Source organism: Reinekea blandensis MED297, assembly GCF_000153185.1.
In the GTDB taxonomy this organism is placed as follows: Bacteria; Pseudomonadota; Gammaproteobacteria; order Pseudomonadales; family Natronospirillaceae; genus Reinekea; species Reinekea blandensis.
In genome coordinates, this window is sequence record NZ_CH724151.1 from 588,018 (window position 1) to 601,830 (window position 13,813).

Here is a 13,813-nt window from a genome sequence, read left to right on the forward strand (position 1 = left end):
GGCTGGTTATTCAATTGCGTTTAAGCATTGTGCAGAGACCGTACAGAGGGTGAAAAATCTTCTGACAAACCTCGGTGTCAAGACTGTCTTTTGACTATTTTTCCTTATAATCAACCTTGTCCCTGGGCTATTTGCCAGTTGCGAAAAGCCTCGAGCCTATTTTACGAATTTAGGGGACGCCGAGACGATGATGTGTGCATGTCTGCTCTGCAGAAAGCCTAATTCATCGCGGGGGTCACCGCCTTGAACTGCTTGGTTCAAGGTCTTCCGCGACAGCGGTAGTTTGGGGACACATCTTTTCTTCTGCGTGCCATTTCCGGCACCATAGGTAGGACGCACCTGTCATACCGGATCCAGACCATGACCACAGCAAACAACAAACAGCAGCTGAGACGCGATCTGCGTCAGCGCCGGCAGAGCTTAAGCGCGCAAGTACAGGAGCAGGCGCGGTATGCCGTGGTCGAACAGTTGTTGAACAACGCTCTGTTCCCGTTACCCGCTAAGGTCGCGGTTTACATTGCTCAGGACGGTGAACTGGATCTCTGTGCATTCGTTGCCCTGTGCTGGGAACGCGGCATCGAGGTTTATCTGCCTGTCTTACACGCAGATAAACCCGAAATGTGGTTTGCCGGTTACCAGCCCGACAGTGCACTGACTCCGAACCGCTTCGGCATCCCGGAACCCACATCAGAAAGCGTGATAGCACCGACAGAACTCGATTGGGTGCTGATGCCATTGGTCGGATTTGATGAGCAGGGGGGGCGATTAGGTATGGGCGGCGGTTTTTACGACCGGACGTTTGAACATGCCCAGACCTGGCCAAAACCACCCACGTTGATTGGTGTCGCTCACGAGAGCCAAAAAACACAGATCATCCCCCGTGAAAGCTGGGACATTAGCCTGCACGCCATCGTCACACCGCAACGATGGTATATAGCAAATCATGACTGAGTCAGGCCCTCGCCACAGAACGTGTAGGGCTGAAACCTGACAATCGATGTGGTTACTGATTCTGTCCGAAAATAACCCCTGAGGCTCGCATTTCCGCTTGGCTCAGCGGTTGACGGTTCTCAGATTGTGTCATCCCGGACAACGTTACTCCCAGACCAAGTACCAGCGCCAACAGCAATATAATGTCGGGCTTACTACGCTTTTTTATCATTTTTATCGGTTTCGTCTGTTATGAATGAATATCTAACGGTCAATGGTTACATCGACAACCAAACTGTAATCTATTACTGACAGCCTGTAGTCGATTACCGCATTCTCTGGTGATTTATAACGTAATTCTGTGACGAGTTTCAAATTTTGTTTTTCTTTGACGTCATCAATACGTCATTCATTGATGCAACTCACACTCTTCGCCAGCCAACGGCCGCACCCCAGCGAAGGAATCCGTAACTGAAGACCCGTCCCGTCATCGTCCGACAGCCATCGTTGAGACTCAATTCCACTTGCTTGCATGACTTTGGTGTACTATTTCATGAAGTTCCTTCAAACCATCTGTTCCATCTGGAGTACCCCGATATGGCGGTCTGGCTGCTGAAAACCGAACCTGGTGAGTTTTCCATTGACGATCTGGCTGAGCGGGGTTCCGATGGCGAGCCCTGGAACGGCATTCGAAACTATCAGGCCCGTAACTTCCTACGGGAAATGCAAGTTGGAGATCTGGTACTGATCTACCACTCGGCCTGTGCAACACCCGGCATCGTTGGGCTCGCAGAAGTCATTCGCGATGCTTATCCGGACCCGGACGCTTTGAACCCGGAAAGCCGCTATTTTGACCCCAAGAGCCATGCAGACAACATTCGCTGGAGCCTGATCGATGTTCGTTTTCTGCAGAAGTATTCGGCGCCACTGTCGTTAAAAGCCATCAAAGCCGAGCCGTCACTCGGTGAAATGAAACTGGTCAACAGCAGTCGCTTGAGTGTCTCACCGGTTACCGAAGCGGAGTATCAGACGCTCTGCTCTCTGTTGCACGTCGACGCCATGGGCAATGCTCTTGATTAATCGATCCCTCATGACCGATGCTCTGTCTGCTGTTCCTGGAGTCAGCCTATGGAAAAACTGAAACCCATTAACCATTCCGCACGTTCGGTTGCAGAACTGATCGATAAGACCCATTGGGCGAATGATTTTTCCTGGGACGACATCCTGATCATGGGCCGATATTTCACCGCTTACGAGGCGCAACGCGGTCAGGTCATCTTTTATGAGGGGGCGAAAGCTGATTACATGGGGCTGATTGTCACCGGTGCTATACGTATCAGCAAAACCGGCTCTGATAATCAGGTCCGCCCTCTGGTGGTGTTACGCGAATCACAGACCTTTGGTGAGCTGTCGTTAATTGATGGGGCTCCACGGTCGGGGTTAGCCGAAGCCATGACCACCACCCAGTTTGTGATCACCACCAAACGTCAGTTGATGCAGATGTCCGATGAAGACTCAAACCTGGCGTTCCGCATCCTCTGGCTGATTTCAGAAACCATTTCCAAACGATTGCGACACACCAGTCTGAAACTGTTAGATATTCCCGGCGAAACCCGCAGTCAATAACGGGTTTCGCCAAAGCATTGAGTGCTTAGTGGGAACTCTCCGGCGCCTGTTGAACCGGCAGGGACAAAGTCATCACCCCGGCATCCCGAAAGGTTAGTTCAACAACATAGGTTTCGCCGAGTTCGAAGTTCTTTGCCAACCCCATAAACATCAGATGATAACCGCCAGGCTTGAACATGATCGTCTCTCCGGCCGGGATCACAATGCCCTCCTGTTGATGTTCCATTTTCATCACACCCTCCACCATGCTTGATAGGTGCAGTTCCAAACGGGCCGCAAAATCACCCTCAACGCTCAACAGGACATCATCCTGCTGTCCCTGATTCACGACCGTCATGAACCCTGCCGACGGCGCACCCGGTGCACTGGGACGAGCCCATGCATGATGAATGGTAATGTTGTTGTCCGCCGCAAAGGTGGATATCGCGCTCAGCAGCAACAGGCCCCACGCAAAGATTTGTTTTTTCATGGTTTGTATTCTCCAGTCATTAATAAATCCCCTGCTTAGCAAGACTTAAGAAGGGGTTTGGTTCGTCAGACTTGAGAATACGAGGGTGGCGATCGTGGCTGGTAAGGTGGGCGGCTTGAGGGCGTATTAGCTTCCAACCAAACAACGGCTGGTGACATGCCAGCAACTGGGGCAGACAACTCCGGCGCTGTTGGCAAAATGGCCAGCGACAGGCAGAGGCATGATTCTGAAAAATCCGGCGTTGTCTGGTCTTCAACCTGTACCCAGTGCACGCCAAGGCTGGAGCACAAGCGCATCCAACCCAGCTGCTCACTACCGGCAACGCCAGACATCGGAATCGCGAATGTCAGTACCAGCCAGGCCAGTACACTGGCCCAGTAGCCTTTAAAGCGCAGGGCAGGAAGCAGAATCATCGTCTTTGTCGTTGCCATCGAAGCGTTGCAACATACCCTGTCTGAAGGTTAACGGTCAACCAGTTGGTGGAGCGTGCCGCGATAGCTGGTCACGTAAAGGTTCCCATCGGCGTCTTCTCCAAATGACGAAGGGTTAGCTACCTCCGGTAAGGAAATAACCTCGGTGGTCTCGGTATTTAACGCCCACATCCGGCCGGAAACAAAGTCACCGAAAAGATACCAACCTTGCAAGGCATCCACACCGGGACCACGGAACACCACGCCTCCGGTAACGGATTGCCCCTCACTGTGTGGATACTCGTAGACCGGATCAATCACCTCGACCGAGCCCGTTCGCTCATCCGGCTTGTACGATTCAGAACCCTCGTACCATCGCCAACCGTAGTTGCCGCCTCGCTCGATGCGGTTAATTTCCTCGATCGCATTCTGACCAACATCGCCCAGCCACAGGTCTCCGGTTTCACGGTCGAAGCTGAATCGCCAAGGATTTCTCAGACCCAGCGCCCAGATCTCATCCGCCTTAGCCGGGTCGGACACAAAAGGGTTGTCCTGGGGGACTGAGCCATCGGGGTTCAAGCGCAGCAGTTTTCCTAACAGCGCACGGCCATCCTGTGCACGGTGGTTCGGGTCACCCCCACTGCCACCATCGCCCATGCCGATATACAGTTTGTCGTCCGGACCAAACGCAATCATGCCTCCGTTGTGGTTGGCAAAATCCTGTGGGACGGTCAGCAATTGAGTTTCACTGGAGGCGTTGACCTGCCATTGCCCGTCACCCTCGAGGCGGTAACGGGACACCACGGTTCGACGAGGTGCGGCAGCCGTATAGTTCACGTAAAACCAGCCGTTGTCCTGGAACTGTGGGTGAAACGCCAAGCCCAACAGGCCCTGTTCGCCGCCGGTCAACAACCGATTATCGGTCACATCACGGATGTCGAAAAAAAGCGTCGATTGCTCACCGGGTTCGGTTCGGTCGAAATAACGCACCTGGCCGCCCTGCTCAACAACAAATAACAGATCAGGGTACCCTGGAGCGTGAGTGACCAGAACCGGCTGTTCAAACGAAAGCTGAGTGAAGACGGGTTGAAAGCCCTGTTCAGCTTGTACCGTGTGGCATCCCCATAAGATGGAGGTCAGGGCAAGCATCAATGCTAGGCGTCGTGGCTGTGTCATGAATATGCGCTCCTTTCTGTTTCATAGTTTAACTACGCATCGTCCACCCGGTTAGAGCACCGGCAAAGACCGCTACTTGTGTTTGAGGTACTATAGTCAGACCAATAACGGCCTGTTTTCGTCGTCATCCGCGTCGCGTTTAGTCGATCACACAACAGGATAGCCTAAGCCCTGAACCCCATATGCGAGGAGTATCACATTGAACATCTGGGTTGATGCCGACGCCTGCCCCAAAGCCATTCGAGACATCATTGTCCGGGCAGCAACACGAACAGGACGGTCAACCACCTTCGTGGCCAATCATGTTATTCCTTTACCAAAACTGCCGCATCTCGCGTTTATTCAGGTCAGTACTGGCTTTGATGTCGCCGATAATGAAATCGTCCGAAGAGCCCAACCGGGAGACCTGGTCATCACTCAGGACATTCCTCTCGCGGCGGAAGTGATCGAGAAAGGCTGCCTGGCCATGAACCCCAGAGGGGAACAGCTGACCCGACAAAACATTGGTGCCCGCCTGAACATACGAGACTTTATGGACACCATGCGCGCATCAGGGGTTCAGACCGGCGGCCCCTCGGCGCTTGGTTCACGTGAAAAGATGGCATTTGCCAACACCCTCGATCGCCTGCTGGCCAAAGCCGGTAAACGCCGTTAAGAACGTCCATAAATGCCCTTAAGAGGATTGCAGTTTTTTGCCGGCATTCTATGATGGTGTTGCTCAGTTCAGAGCAACCAACTCATAGGAAATGACATGAAAACGAAAAAACCACAACGTAATGGGCACGCCTGTCACGCGATTATGCGTAAAGGTGGCGTGCATGAAGACTCCAAATCCGGACAGCGCCAGAAAGCGCGCAAAGAAACCCGGGCATTGATCAAGGCGTGGCGTGACCACGCCGATCATTCACTACCCTTCCTCGCTGCTTAACCTCTCACTTCCCACCTAACCGCCTTACTTACCTGACTGTTCGTAATCAATCCAATCGCTGACGTAAACGATCAAGTCGATACTGCGTGTGTGGATGCGTCGATAAAAATGCAGGGAACCGATCCGTATCACCCTGTTCCAGAAGCGTGACAAAAAACTCATCATAACCTTCGACATCCCCGTATACCCGCTGCAACATCGTAAATGCAAAATCGTCTGCTCGAATCTCTTGTTCGCGGCTATAGTGGCGACTTAATAGCAACTCTGTCGATTGCAACCAAGCCGTTGGCGCTCCTAAATCGCTTTGCCCGATGGCCAGTGCGGTCAACAACCGAACGCCTAACTGGCTGGCTGCCGCTCTGATTGGGTCCCGGTGTACCAGGTGTGCCAACTCATGCAAAAGGACAAAGTCGAGGCCGACCTCGGATTCCAACGCACTGAGAAGTCCCTCGGTCACGAAAATCTGCCCACCCAAGGTGGCAAAGGCATTCAGTTCCGAACTGCTCAAAATATGGACCTGCACCGACAAATCAGAGTACTCGGATCTGACCAACAGTTGATCGATGCGCTGCTGAAGTTGTGCCTGTTCGGTCGCATCGGTTTGCCACGATTGTGCCACCGGTTGAATCAGACGATCCTCCCAGCTCAAGGGAATGAACTGAGCCAACCACCCCAGACTCAACCAAACCATTACGGCCAGCAACAAAAATGTGGCGAGTACCCCGGCGCTGAGTAACCAAAGTTCATGAACGATGGAAACCTTCGGCGCATTAATTGTCTCAGGAAGCTGAGGGTTTTCCTGAAGTGGTTCGTAATCGTCAGGTGACGTCATTCCTGAATCAACGCGGTCCCATAAGCCAACACCTCAATGCTGCCAATGCGATCGTTCTGTCCTAATGAAATGGAACTGGTTTCAAAGCGCAGGTTATACACCCGCGTAGAATGGAGCTGTTCAGCCTCGGCCTGCAGTCGCAAAATGGCTTCCCGACGAGCACGATCCAGCAGGGATTCATAACTGTTCAGCGGCCCGCCAACCAGCGTCCGCAAGGTCGCAAGAAAGCGCTTAAAGTAATCAACCGAGATCACCACGCTGCCCATCACTAACTGGGTACCACGCACATTTTTTTCGCGTGGAAATCGCTGATTAACCACCACGATGTGACGGTATTGCGCTTCACGGGTCCAGATGGACTGATAATGTCGTCGCTCGGCAAAGGAACCAAACAGATAACCCAAAATCATTAACAACAGGAAGCTGGCAAGAGTAAAGAGCACCTCCATAACTACTCCACCAGCACTGCCGTGCCATAAACAAAGATCTCTGACGCACCCTGAGCAACCGATGATGTCGAAAAGCGCACATTAATCACCGCGTTTGCACCAATCGCTTCCGCTTGCGCCTGCATACGTCGCAATGCTTCTGCCCGGGAGTCTTCCAACAACTCGGTATACCCCTTTAGCTCACCACCAAACACATTTTTCAATCCGGCCATAATGTCACGACCAACATGTTTGGAGCGCACCGTACTGCCCTGAACAAGGCCCAGTTGTTTGATGATCTTGCGATCGGGCAGCAGTTCCAGATTACTGATGAGTACAGACATGGTCCGTTCCTTTTGAATGAGAGCCTTCATTGTGCCGAAGCCGCGACGGGTGTCATCTGGCAAAGGTCATTTCTGCGCATTGCTCTGAGATTCAGCATAGAGCTTAAAGCGTTTCATCGTGTTCAACGTGCGGCGCCGAAAAGCGCCAAGCATCAACCAACTGAACCAGCGCAACCAGCCCAGCTGCCGAACCTCACAGTCCTGCTCCCAGCGGGTTTTTATACCGTCAAGATCGCTGAACCGATGATGGATCTGCTGCATGAGTTCCGGGCTGTCGTAACGCTCACGAAACTCATATGGAAAGTTACGCTGGAGAACCGTCTGAACCCGGTCGATTTCTTGCGGTCCGACTCGATACCTCAACTGCATCCGTGCGCCCTGCTGACCCGGAATGCCCGCCTTTGGTTCTATACCAATCAGATCCGGTTGCCAACTCGGCAAGCGATCCGGGTCATCAAACAGTTCGATCATCTCAGACCGTGGTATGTTCACTGTGACGGCGGCTGTGTATTTCATGCAACCGTCTCCGATTAACTCAGTTCTTTCCAGCGCAGCATACCGCCCGCAACATTGGCGACCTGGTCGAACCCGGCACCGCGCAGAATATTTACCGCCATGGCAGAACGACGCCCGGATCGACACAGACAAACCAGCGGTTTGTCTTTAGGGATCTTATCGAGGGAGCCACGTAACTGGCCCAGCGGCACCGTCAGAGCAGCAGGCAACCGGTCGACCGGAGACTCCAGCTCAGACGTTTCACGAACATCCAGCAGGTTCACTTCGCTACGGTGCTGAACCACCCAATCGGCATCAATCTCGGGCACTCCGGAAAACGAGTACTGAACCGGCCCCCAATCCGGTTCTGGTGGCAGTTGGCCATCCTTCGGGCGACCACTGTTGAGGTTGGCCGGAACCGCATGCTCAATCTGCTTCGGGTGGGGCAACTGCATGTTCGTCATGTAACCAACGAAGTCCGCCTCGGAGGCTTCACCACCCAGCCGTGTATTAAACTTTCGCTCCTCAAGCACCGACGAACGCGTGCGACCGCCATAGTCGTGAGCGGGGTAGACGGCACAGTGGTCCGGCAAACCAAACAGTTTTCCGGTCACCGAATGGAACAGAGTATGCGCATTGCCCTGCTGGAAATCACACCGTCCACAACCGCGAATCAACAACGCATCGCCAGTAAAGACCATGCTTTCATCGGCGCTGACAAAACTCAGGCAACCGTCGGTATGCCCAGGCGTCGAGAGAACAGTCAGGTGGTCAGTGCCAAACGGGATGGTATCTCCGTCTTTCAGAGGTAGATCAACCTCGGTGGCTCCGATTGCTTCCGCAGACGCAATTTTGCAACCGGTTTTTTGCTTCAATAACCAAGCCGCGGTCACATGATCCGCGTGGCAATGCGTGTCAGCAGCGACAACCAGAGTCAGGTTCAGTTCATGTAACAGTGCCAGATCACGTTGCACCTGCTCAAAAACAGGGTCGATAAACACCGCCGATCGGGTTTGTTCGCAGGCCAGAAGATAGGTGTAGGTAGATGAGGTCGCATCAAAAAGCTGCCGGAATATCATCGCGCGCTCCTTCAACAGGTGATGGGAGAACTATAGCTGAATTACCCGAGCCGCAACCATGTAACGCCGGTTTGAAATCAGGCCAATTGAACGCAACTCGAGCCAGTGTCTGATTCAAGTAGGATATCAGAGAATGGGGACACCGTGGGTGGGGAGAGCTTGGGCCTGTTCATAAGCCCTGGGGAAACAGAGGGCCGGAACCCGGCCCCTCTTCGCACCAGTGCGCCGATCAAGCCAGCTTTTGAGCGAGATCGATCTCAGGCAATGCCCGGGCAATACGTTTGGTGTTCTGCAGATGTCGATAAGTCACATTATCGCTGGTTGAGCTGCCTCCCGCGGTTCCGCAACCCAAAGTCCATGACAGTTCCAGACCATTGCAGGCACCGATGCAGCCTTGGGTTCCGGGCGAGTTCACCAGTACCCGGCAAACGTCGCAAGCCTTGGCGTAGCGTTCAATCCGTTCGGCATCCTGTGTGTGGACAATCGCTGTATGGCCTCGCCCCTCAAGCGCCAACACCCGACGGGCGACACTCAATGCTTCGGCTTCCGATTCCACACCCATGAGCGAGACGATTGGCGCCAGCTTTTCGCGTAACCAGGGCGAGTTCTGGTCAAACACCGACTGAGGAACGGCAATCAGACGAATGGGATAAGGACGTTCAATACCGGCTTGCTGACAGATTAAACTGGCCCCCTTACCCATCCAGTCGCCACATAGCTTTCCGCCCTCGAGAACGGCGTTGTTTAACCGCACGACCTCTTTAGCCTCGAGTACCGCCGCACCCTGAGCTTCCAAGGCCCGGCGAAGATCATCATAGACGGAACGATCGGCAATCAGATTATTTTCCGAGCCACAGACAATGCCATTGTCAAAGCTTTTGCTGTCCACGATCTGCTTCGCGGCGGTTTTCACATCGGCATCGTCACACACCCAAACCGGCGCATTTCCTTTACCCACACCAATACTCGGTGTGCCGGACTGATAAGCACTGCGCACCATGCCGGGCCCACCGGTCGCCAGAATGAACGCGATGTCCGGGTGTGACATGAGCAACGAAGTCAGTTCGCGCCGGGGCGCTTGCGAGGGTATCTGAACCAGGTCGGGGTTAACCTGATAGCGACTGAGTACTGAACGAATAATACTCACGGTTCGATCACTCACCTGGCGAGCCTTACGGTGGCTGCTCAGGATGATGGCATTACGGGACTTAAGCGAGATCAACGTTTTAAACACCAACGTTTCTACCGGATTGGTCACAGGTATCAAACCGAGAATCACTCCCATGGGCACAGACATCGCATCGACCATGGGAGACTCAATCTGTAATGCCCCTGAGCCGGTCTGACCCATCAGCGAAGCCGCTACTTCCATTGTCCCTAAGAGAATCTTCTGCACCCGATGATTGACGACACCCATACCCGTCTCAAGTATGGCTGCTTCCGCCAGATTCCAGGACTCCCGGTTCACAGCATCAGCAATGTCGCCGATCATCGCATCAATCTGATCTTCCGGTAATGTTTGGATACTGTTCTGCGCGACCACTGAGCGGGCCACCATGGCATCCACAACCGGACTTCGGACATCATGCCGGTTAGGCTCCACGGCACCGATATGACTGAACAGACTGTGCTGCAACAAGGCTATGTAGCCAGCAGAGTCCGGGTGGCGTCCGCTGACCAGATGCTGATGAACGGAAAACTCAATGAGGCAAAGGCGTGTCGACGACTGTGCCCGAATGAACAAAGGCAATCCTGCTTCGGCTAGTTGACCGGCGCCGATAAAACGCAACGGCTGTTCGGTTTGCAGCTCGTCGTCGACAGTAAAGACCGTCAACTGACCACTTAGGACCAACGCCATCGACATTTGCCCTGGCGACGACTGCAACGTCAGGTAATCACCAGCTTCCAAAATGTGTTCTTCACCAAGGCCAGCCATGGTTTGCGCGGCCGACTGTACGCTTTCGGGTAAACCATTCAAGTTCCTGTACTCCCATGTCAGAAATTGAAACTGCCAGCCCGACGCACAGCAACACGGTCAACAGCCATCTCCGGACACGGCCCATCAGTCACGTTGAGTACATCGGTAAACGGAATATTTTGAGACAGTTGGCGAGATAACCACCAACAACGTTATCTCATCAGACATCCTGAGTTGCTGAAGTTTTAACCCATCATGTCCCGCACTCTGGGTAATTCTGTGAAACCGGTCTAACGCTTTTTCGCTGAGGCGGCACAATTTTGACAACCTGCGGAGGAATCGATGGTTGGTTTGTGATCCGCGTCTATAAAATACGATGCAGTGTTTGCTGTATTTCTGACGACGTTAATAATTGACTCTGTTTCAGAAAGCTCGAGAAACTCATTGACGGCGCTCTTCAGCAGACACTTCAACACTGCACTGCAAAGTTGTACTGATGTTGAGATCAAGTTGATCCATTCGTTCAGGTTAGCGGGAAATACCAATGGACAGTCTTAAAAATCGGGATATGGCTCAGATCCTCGGACTTTACAGTCCCTGGGCTATTAAAGACATAGAATTAACCAACGACGCAGACGCGATAGTCATTCACCTTGAAAAACAGGCTGATCGCAGTCGATTCTCTTTTCTTCCAAATCAGAAAAAATCACAGCAGGTTACCCGACGTTGGCAACATGTACGTTTTGGTCACGTCAACTCGTTCATTGAAGCCACAATGACACTTGATGATCTGGCTGAAATTTCGGAGAGTCGGCCACCTGCATTTTTAGGAGCCGAAAATAAACGCATTACTCGCGAGCTTGCAGATACCATTCGAATTGCACACTCTCGTCAATTGAATGCCGAAATGATCAGTGGTCTTCTTGGTATCAGTAGCGACGTTGTAGAAGCTGAAATTCGCGAAATCGAAACGGAAGAACAAATGAAACAACATGTTTCTTTGTTACCGTTAGAGTCGAACCCAATCTGGCGAGATATTTTGACTGACAAAGTCAAACTGTCGACCCGGCTACTGCCACTCAAATTGTTACTTTCACGGCTCAAACTCGAGGTGTCGAAAAACCTGGACAACGTCGATGTCATGCAAAAATCCATTTCGGAACTGCGCGGATTTTTCCTCAGACATGCGCACCAGTTAACCCATGAATATGAACTCATTGGTGCTAAAGATACTAATGAACAAACCAAAAGCCGATCAGTAAAAACAAAACTCGTTTTACCCGGCACCAAAAACGAAATATGGCACCAACTGCTGGCGGGTGAGTTCGACCTGAATACGCAGAGCATGCCGTTAAAACTTAACTTAGCGCAGCAACGACGCGCCTATGCCAGTGCAACCGATGCTCAACAGAGAGTCGACGTTATCCGAAAATTACAGCTGTTCTTCAAGAGCAACGCCCGGACGCTGATCCCAGAGTTGACCATACTGACGCAAATGCTTCAGGCTCAGCAGGAGCAGAAGGTGAAGCTCCCACCACCAGATCATACTATCTGGAAAGACTTACTGCTGGATGATCAATTGCTCAACTCAGATAAAATCAATTATCGTCTTTTGCTCTCGCGTCTTAAGTCCTCTTATCGACGCAATCATGACAGCAGCAGCATCGAACAACTGCACAGTTTCTTCAGTCAAAATGCGCAAGCCATGACGGATGAAATTAAAATCATTAACAGCCTGGCCGCCAGCCGATAGCAGGATTCCTTATGTCTACCAAACCATCAATTTCCATCGACAGCGAAATGCTCGACCTTGATACGGTCAAAGCTAAAATACAAGCAGGTGAGTTTATGACCATCGCTGCCGACGAGTCTATCCTCGAGCAGCTGCCTGCAGGAAACTGGATCGGGGGAACGATCCCTTACTTCATGTCGGAGCAAGGTGGCACTGTCAGCCGCGACAGTATTTTTGTAAATACCATCAACAACAGCCAGCCGGCCAACCCACCTCGTATCACCATCTATGACAGTAACTCCATCAGTCGTATCGCAAAAGACGCGCCGACACATGGCTTTACTCTGGTTATTTTGCCCGCATCATCCGATGTGCATCTGAACTATGCTCAAAACGCACCGGAATTTCCCAACATGTTTTTCACCCCGATTGTCGGCTGGATTTCCGGTTTTCACCTGGAAGACGACAGCACAGCTAAAGTCGGCTTCGGTCCGGGCGGGAACATGCTGATGGATCAACAAGCCGTCGCGATGCATGTGCCACTACCTGAACATCAGCTGGCTAACGTCAACATCATCAACCTGTTTGAAGAAGGCGAAGGTCCAGCTATCAGCTTTCCGTCTACCGGCTTTACTGTAGGAACCTGCACCATCGATGGCAAAGCCGGTAATCTCGCGCAGTTCATTCAGGAACACGGCATCGATACACGTTCACCGCTGGTGGCGGATTATTCCGGTATTAAAGTTAATGTCAGTGTTAAAAATGTAGACACAGAGAGCGGTCGGGTCGATTTGTATGCCCCGGTATTCGAAGGGCTTACGTATCATTTTGCGCGTCCGGTGGCTGACTATATGAAAGCCTTTTCCGATGAAGTGAAGCGTAATGACACCAACAACATTGCCTTTTCCTGCAACTGTATTCTGAACTTCCTGTATTCTGAACTTGAAGGAAAGAAAACCGGGCACATTACCGGCCCGATCACCTTTGGTGAGGTGGCTTATCAGCTGTTAAACCAGACGCTGGTATACATGACTCTGACTGAAGCCTGAGATGGGTAAACACGATCGGACGGGCATTTGCCCGCCCGATTTATTTTTTCTTCAGTGGTGAACCGTTAAAGCTTACGCCCATCCAACCACGTTTCATAAACTGACGGATGTTTGCGTGATCGGTACCTTTCGGATCCGCCAGAACAGATCGATAGTGTTCGGCAAACAGTTTCAGCGCCACACCTTCAGCCAGCCCGGCTTTATGGGCAAAACACAGTACTTTGCACGAACCTTGGTTTTCATCGGCCGAGTTATGCACATCACCATTTACAAATGCGCATGGCGTAAACTCAAACTCCGCATCGATCGTCTCGAGTACATCGGCAAACTTCAGGTCGTCGGGATGGCCATGCAGCGTGGCCATCAATTCTTGTAACGTCATAAAATATTCCTGGTT

The 13,813-nt window shown here is 52.1% G+C and carries 17 protein-coding genes and 1 other RNA gene; 8 read left to right on the forward strand and 10 right to left on the reverse strand.

Annotated features, from left to right (window positions below):
- Nucleotides 1-116: 116 nt before the first annotated feature.
- The 4 genes from ssrS to MED297_RS11240 all read left to right on the forward strand — a co-directional run bounded on the left by ssrS (nt 117) and on the right by MED297_RS11240 (nt 2,556).
- Nucleotides 117-294, forward strand: a non-coding RNA gene (gene ssrS, locus MED297_RS21875) — 6S RNA.
- Nucleotides 295-360: 66 nt separating this feature from the next.
- Nucleotides 361-951, forward strand: coding sequence for a 5-formyltetrahydrofolate cyclo-ligase (locus MED297_RS11230; RefSeq protein ID WP_008044986.1), 591 nt, complete (start codon nt 361-363; stop codon nt 949-951).
- Between the two features lie 576 nt (nt 952-1,527).
- On the forward strand, nt 1,528-2,010 hold the full coding sequence (locus tag MED297_RS11235) for an EVE domain-containing protein (protein ID WP_008044990.1): 483 nt from the start codon (nt 1,528-1,530) through the stop codon (nt 2,008-2,010).
- 48 nt (nt 2,011-2,058) lie between these two features.
- Entirely contained in the window at nt 2,059-2,556 is a 498-nt protein-coding gene (locus MED297_RS11240; protein ID WP_008044991.1) for a Crp/Fnr family transcriptional regulator, read from the forward strand.
- A gap of 25 nt (nt 2,557-2,581) precedes the next feature.
- Here MED297_RS11240 and MED297_RS11245 read toward each other — a convergent pair whose 3' ends face one another.
- From MED297_RS11245 to MED297_RS11255, 3 genes are all read right to left on the reverse strand, one after another.
- A complete protein-coding gene (locus MED297_RS11245) occupies nt 2,582-3,025 on the reverse strand; it encodes a copper chaperone PCu(A)C (protein ID WP_008044993.1) in 444 nt (147 codons plus the stop codon).
- Nucleotides 3,026-3,090: 65 nt separating this feature from the next.
- Nucleotides 3,091-3,456: a hypothetical protein gene (locus MED297_RS11250; protein WP_040557011.1), complete on the reverse strand. Its 366-nt coding sequence runs from the start codon at nt 3,454-3,456 to the stop codon at nt 3,091-3,093.
- A 30-nt stretch (nt 3,457-3,486) separates the two neighbouring features.
- Nucleotides 3,487-4,611 carry a PQQ-dependent sugar dehydrogenase gene (locus MED297_RS11255; protein WP_050762909.1) on the reverse strand — a complete coding sequence of 375 codons (1,125 nt, stop codon included), beginning with the start codon at nt 4,609-4,611 and terminating at the stop codon, nt 3,487-3,489.
- Nucleotides 4,612-4,810: 199 nt separating this feature from the next.
- On the opposite strand from MED297_RS11255, the gene MED297_RS11260 reads away from it, so the two are divergent.
- Together MED297_RS11260 and MED297_RS22080 are read left to right on the forward strand one after the other, a co-directional pair.
- Nucleotides 4,811-5,266: a YaiI/YqxD family protein gene (locus tag MED297_RS11260; protein ID WP_008044998.1), complete on the forward strand. Its 456-nt coding sequence runs from the start codon at nt 4,811-4,813 to the stop codon at nt 5,264-5,266.
- Between the two features lie 96 nt (nt 5,267-5,362).
- Complete coding sequence (locus MED297_RS22080) at nt 5,363-5,539, forward strand: hypothetical protein (RefSeq protein WP_154650907.1); 177 nt, start codon at nt 5,363-5,365, stop codon at nt 5,537-5,539.
- A 46-nt stretch (nt 5,540-5,585) separates the two neighbouring features.
- On the opposite strand, the gene MED297_RS11270 is transcribed toward MED297_RS22080, so the two are convergent.
- The 6 genes from MED297_RS11270 to MED297_RS11295 form a co-directional block, all read right to left on the reverse strand.
- Nucleotides 5,586-6,371: a M48 family metallopeptidase gene (locus MED297_RS11270; protein ID WP_008045001.1), complete on the reverse strand. Its 786-nt coding sequence runs from the start codon at nt 6,369-6,371 to the stop codon at nt 5,586-5,588.
- Nucleotides 6,368-6,820 carry a YbjQ family protein gene (locus tag MED297_RS11275; protein WP_008045003.1) on the reverse strand — a complete coding sequence of 151 codons (453 nt, stop codon included), beginning with the start codon at nt 6,818-6,820 and terminating at the stop codon, nt 6,368-6,370. The genes MED297_RS11270 and MED297_RS11275 overlap by 4 nt, the downstream gene beginning before the upstream one ends.
- Nucleotides 6,821-6,822: 2 nt before the next feature.
- Nucleotides 6,823-7,143, reverse strand: a complete 321-nt coding sequence (locus MED297_RS11280) for a YbjQ family protein (protein WP_008045004.1) — start codon at nt 7,141-7,143, stop codon at nt 6,823-6,825.
- A gap of 66 nt (nt 7,144-7,209) precedes the next feature.
- Nucleotides 7,210-7,659, reverse strand: a complete 450-nt coding sequence (locus MED297_RS11285; protein WP_008045005.1) for an SRPBCC family protein — start codon at nt 7,657-7,659, stop codon at nt 7,210-7,212.
- Between the two features lie 14 nt (nt 7,660-7,673).
- The gene (locus tag MED297_RS11290; RefSeq protein ID WP_008045006.1) at nt 7,674-8,717 is read right to left on the reverse strand and encodes an MBL fold metallo-hydrolase; all 1,044 of its coding nucleotides are present in this window, start codon (nt 8,715-8,717) and stop codon (nt 7,674-7,676) included.
- Nucleotides 8,718-8,946: 229 nt separating this feature from the next.
- Complete coding sequence (locus MED297_RS11295) at nt 8,947-10,695, reverse strand: aldehyde dehydrogenase family protein (protein ID WP_008045007.1); 1,749 nt, start codon at nt 10,693-10,695, stop codon at nt 8,947-8,949.
- A 484-nt stretch (nt 10,696-11,179) separates the two neighbouring features.
- Here MED297_RS11295 and MED297_RS11300 point away from each other — a divergent pair, with 484 nt between their 5' ends.
- The gene (locus tag MED297_RS11300; protein WP_008045008.1) at nt 11,180-12,388 is read left to right on the forward strand and encodes a hypothetical protein; all 1,209 of its coding nucleotides are present in this window, start codon (nt 11,180-11,182) and stop codon (nt 12,386-12,388) included.
- 11 nt (nt 12,389-12,399) lie between these two features.
- Nucleotides 12,400-13,416, forward strand: coding sequence for a DUF6976 family protein (locus tag MED297_RS11305; RefSeq protein ID WP_008045016.1), 1,017 nt, complete (start codon nt 12,400-12,402; stop codon nt 13,414-13,416).
- Nucleotides 13,417-13,456: 40 nt separating this feature from the next.
- Here the strand turns inward: MED297_RS11305 and MED297_RS11310 are convergent, their stop codons facing one another.
- Nucleotides 13,457-13,798: a HopJ type III effector protein gene (locus MED297_RS11310; protein WP_008045017.1), complete on the reverse strand. Its 342-nt coding sequence runs from the start codon at nt 13,796-13,798 to the stop codon at nt 13,457-13,459.
- Between the last annotated feature and the right edge of the window lie 15 nt (nt 13,799-13,813).

Excerpts from the sequence above, each read along its gene's own strand:
- MED297_RS11230 (WP_008044986.1), top strand. The coding sequence starts at position 361 with ATGACCACAGCAAACAACAAACAGCAGCTGAGACGCGATCTGCGTCAG.
- MED297_RS11235 (WP_008044990.1), top strand. The coding sequence starts at position 1,528 with ATGGCGGTCTGGCTGCTGAAAACCGAACCTGGTGAGTTTTCCATTGAC.
- MED297_RS11240 (WP_008044991.1), top strand. The coding sequence starts at position 2,059 with ATGGAAAAACTGAAACCCATTAACCATTCCGCACGTTCGGTTGCAGAA.
- MED297_RS11245 (WP_008044993.1), bottom strand. The coding sequence starts at position 3,025 with ATGAAAAAACAAATCTTTGCGTGGGGCCTGTTGCTGCTGAGCGCGATA.
- MED297_RS11250 (WP_040557011.1), bottom strand. The coding sequence starts at position 3,456 with ATGGCAACGACAAAGACGATGATTCTGCTTCCTGCCCTGCGCTTTAAA.
- MED297_RS11255 (WP_050762909.1), bottom strand. The coding sequence starts at position 4,611 with ATGACACAGCCACGACGCCTAGCATTGATGCTTGCCCTGACCTCCATC.
- MED297_RS22080 (WP_154650907.1), top strand. The coding sequence starts at position 5,363 with ATGAAAACGAAAAAACCACAACGTAATGGGCACGCCTGTCACGCGATT.
- MED297_RS11270 (WP_008045001.1), bottom strand. The coding sequence starts at position 6,371 with ATGACGTCACCTGACGATTACGAACCACTTCAGGAAAACCCTCAGCTT.
- MED297_RS11275 (WP_008045003.1), bottom strand. The coding sequence starts at position 6,820 with ATGGAGGTGCTCTTTACTCTTGCCAGCTTCCTGTTGTTAATGATTTTG.
- MED297_RS11280 (WP_008045004.1), bottom strand. The coding sequence starts at position 7,143 with ATGTCTGTACTCATCAGTAATCTGGAACTGCTGCCCGATCGCAAGATC.
- MED297_RS11285 (WP_008045005.1), bottom strand. The coding sequence starts at position 7,659 with ATGAAATACACAGCCGCCGTCACAGTGAACATACCACGGTCTGAGATG.
- MED297_RS11290 (WP_008045006.1), bottom strand. The coding sequence starts at position 8,717 with ATGATATTCCGGCAGCTTTTTGATGCGACCTCATCTACCTACACCTAT.
- MED297_RS11300 (WP_008045008.1), top strand. The coding sequence starts at position 11,180 with ATGGACAGTCTTAAAAATCGGGATATGGCTCAGATCCTCGGACTTTAC.
- MED297_RS11305 (WP_008045016.1), top strand. The coding sequence starts at position 12,400 with ATGTCTACCAAACCATCAATTTCCATCGACAGCGAAATGCTCGACCTT.
- MED297_RS11310 (WP_008045017.1), bottom strand. The coding sequence starts at position 13,798 with ATGACGTTACAAGAATTGATGGCCACGCTGCATGGCCATCCCGACGAC.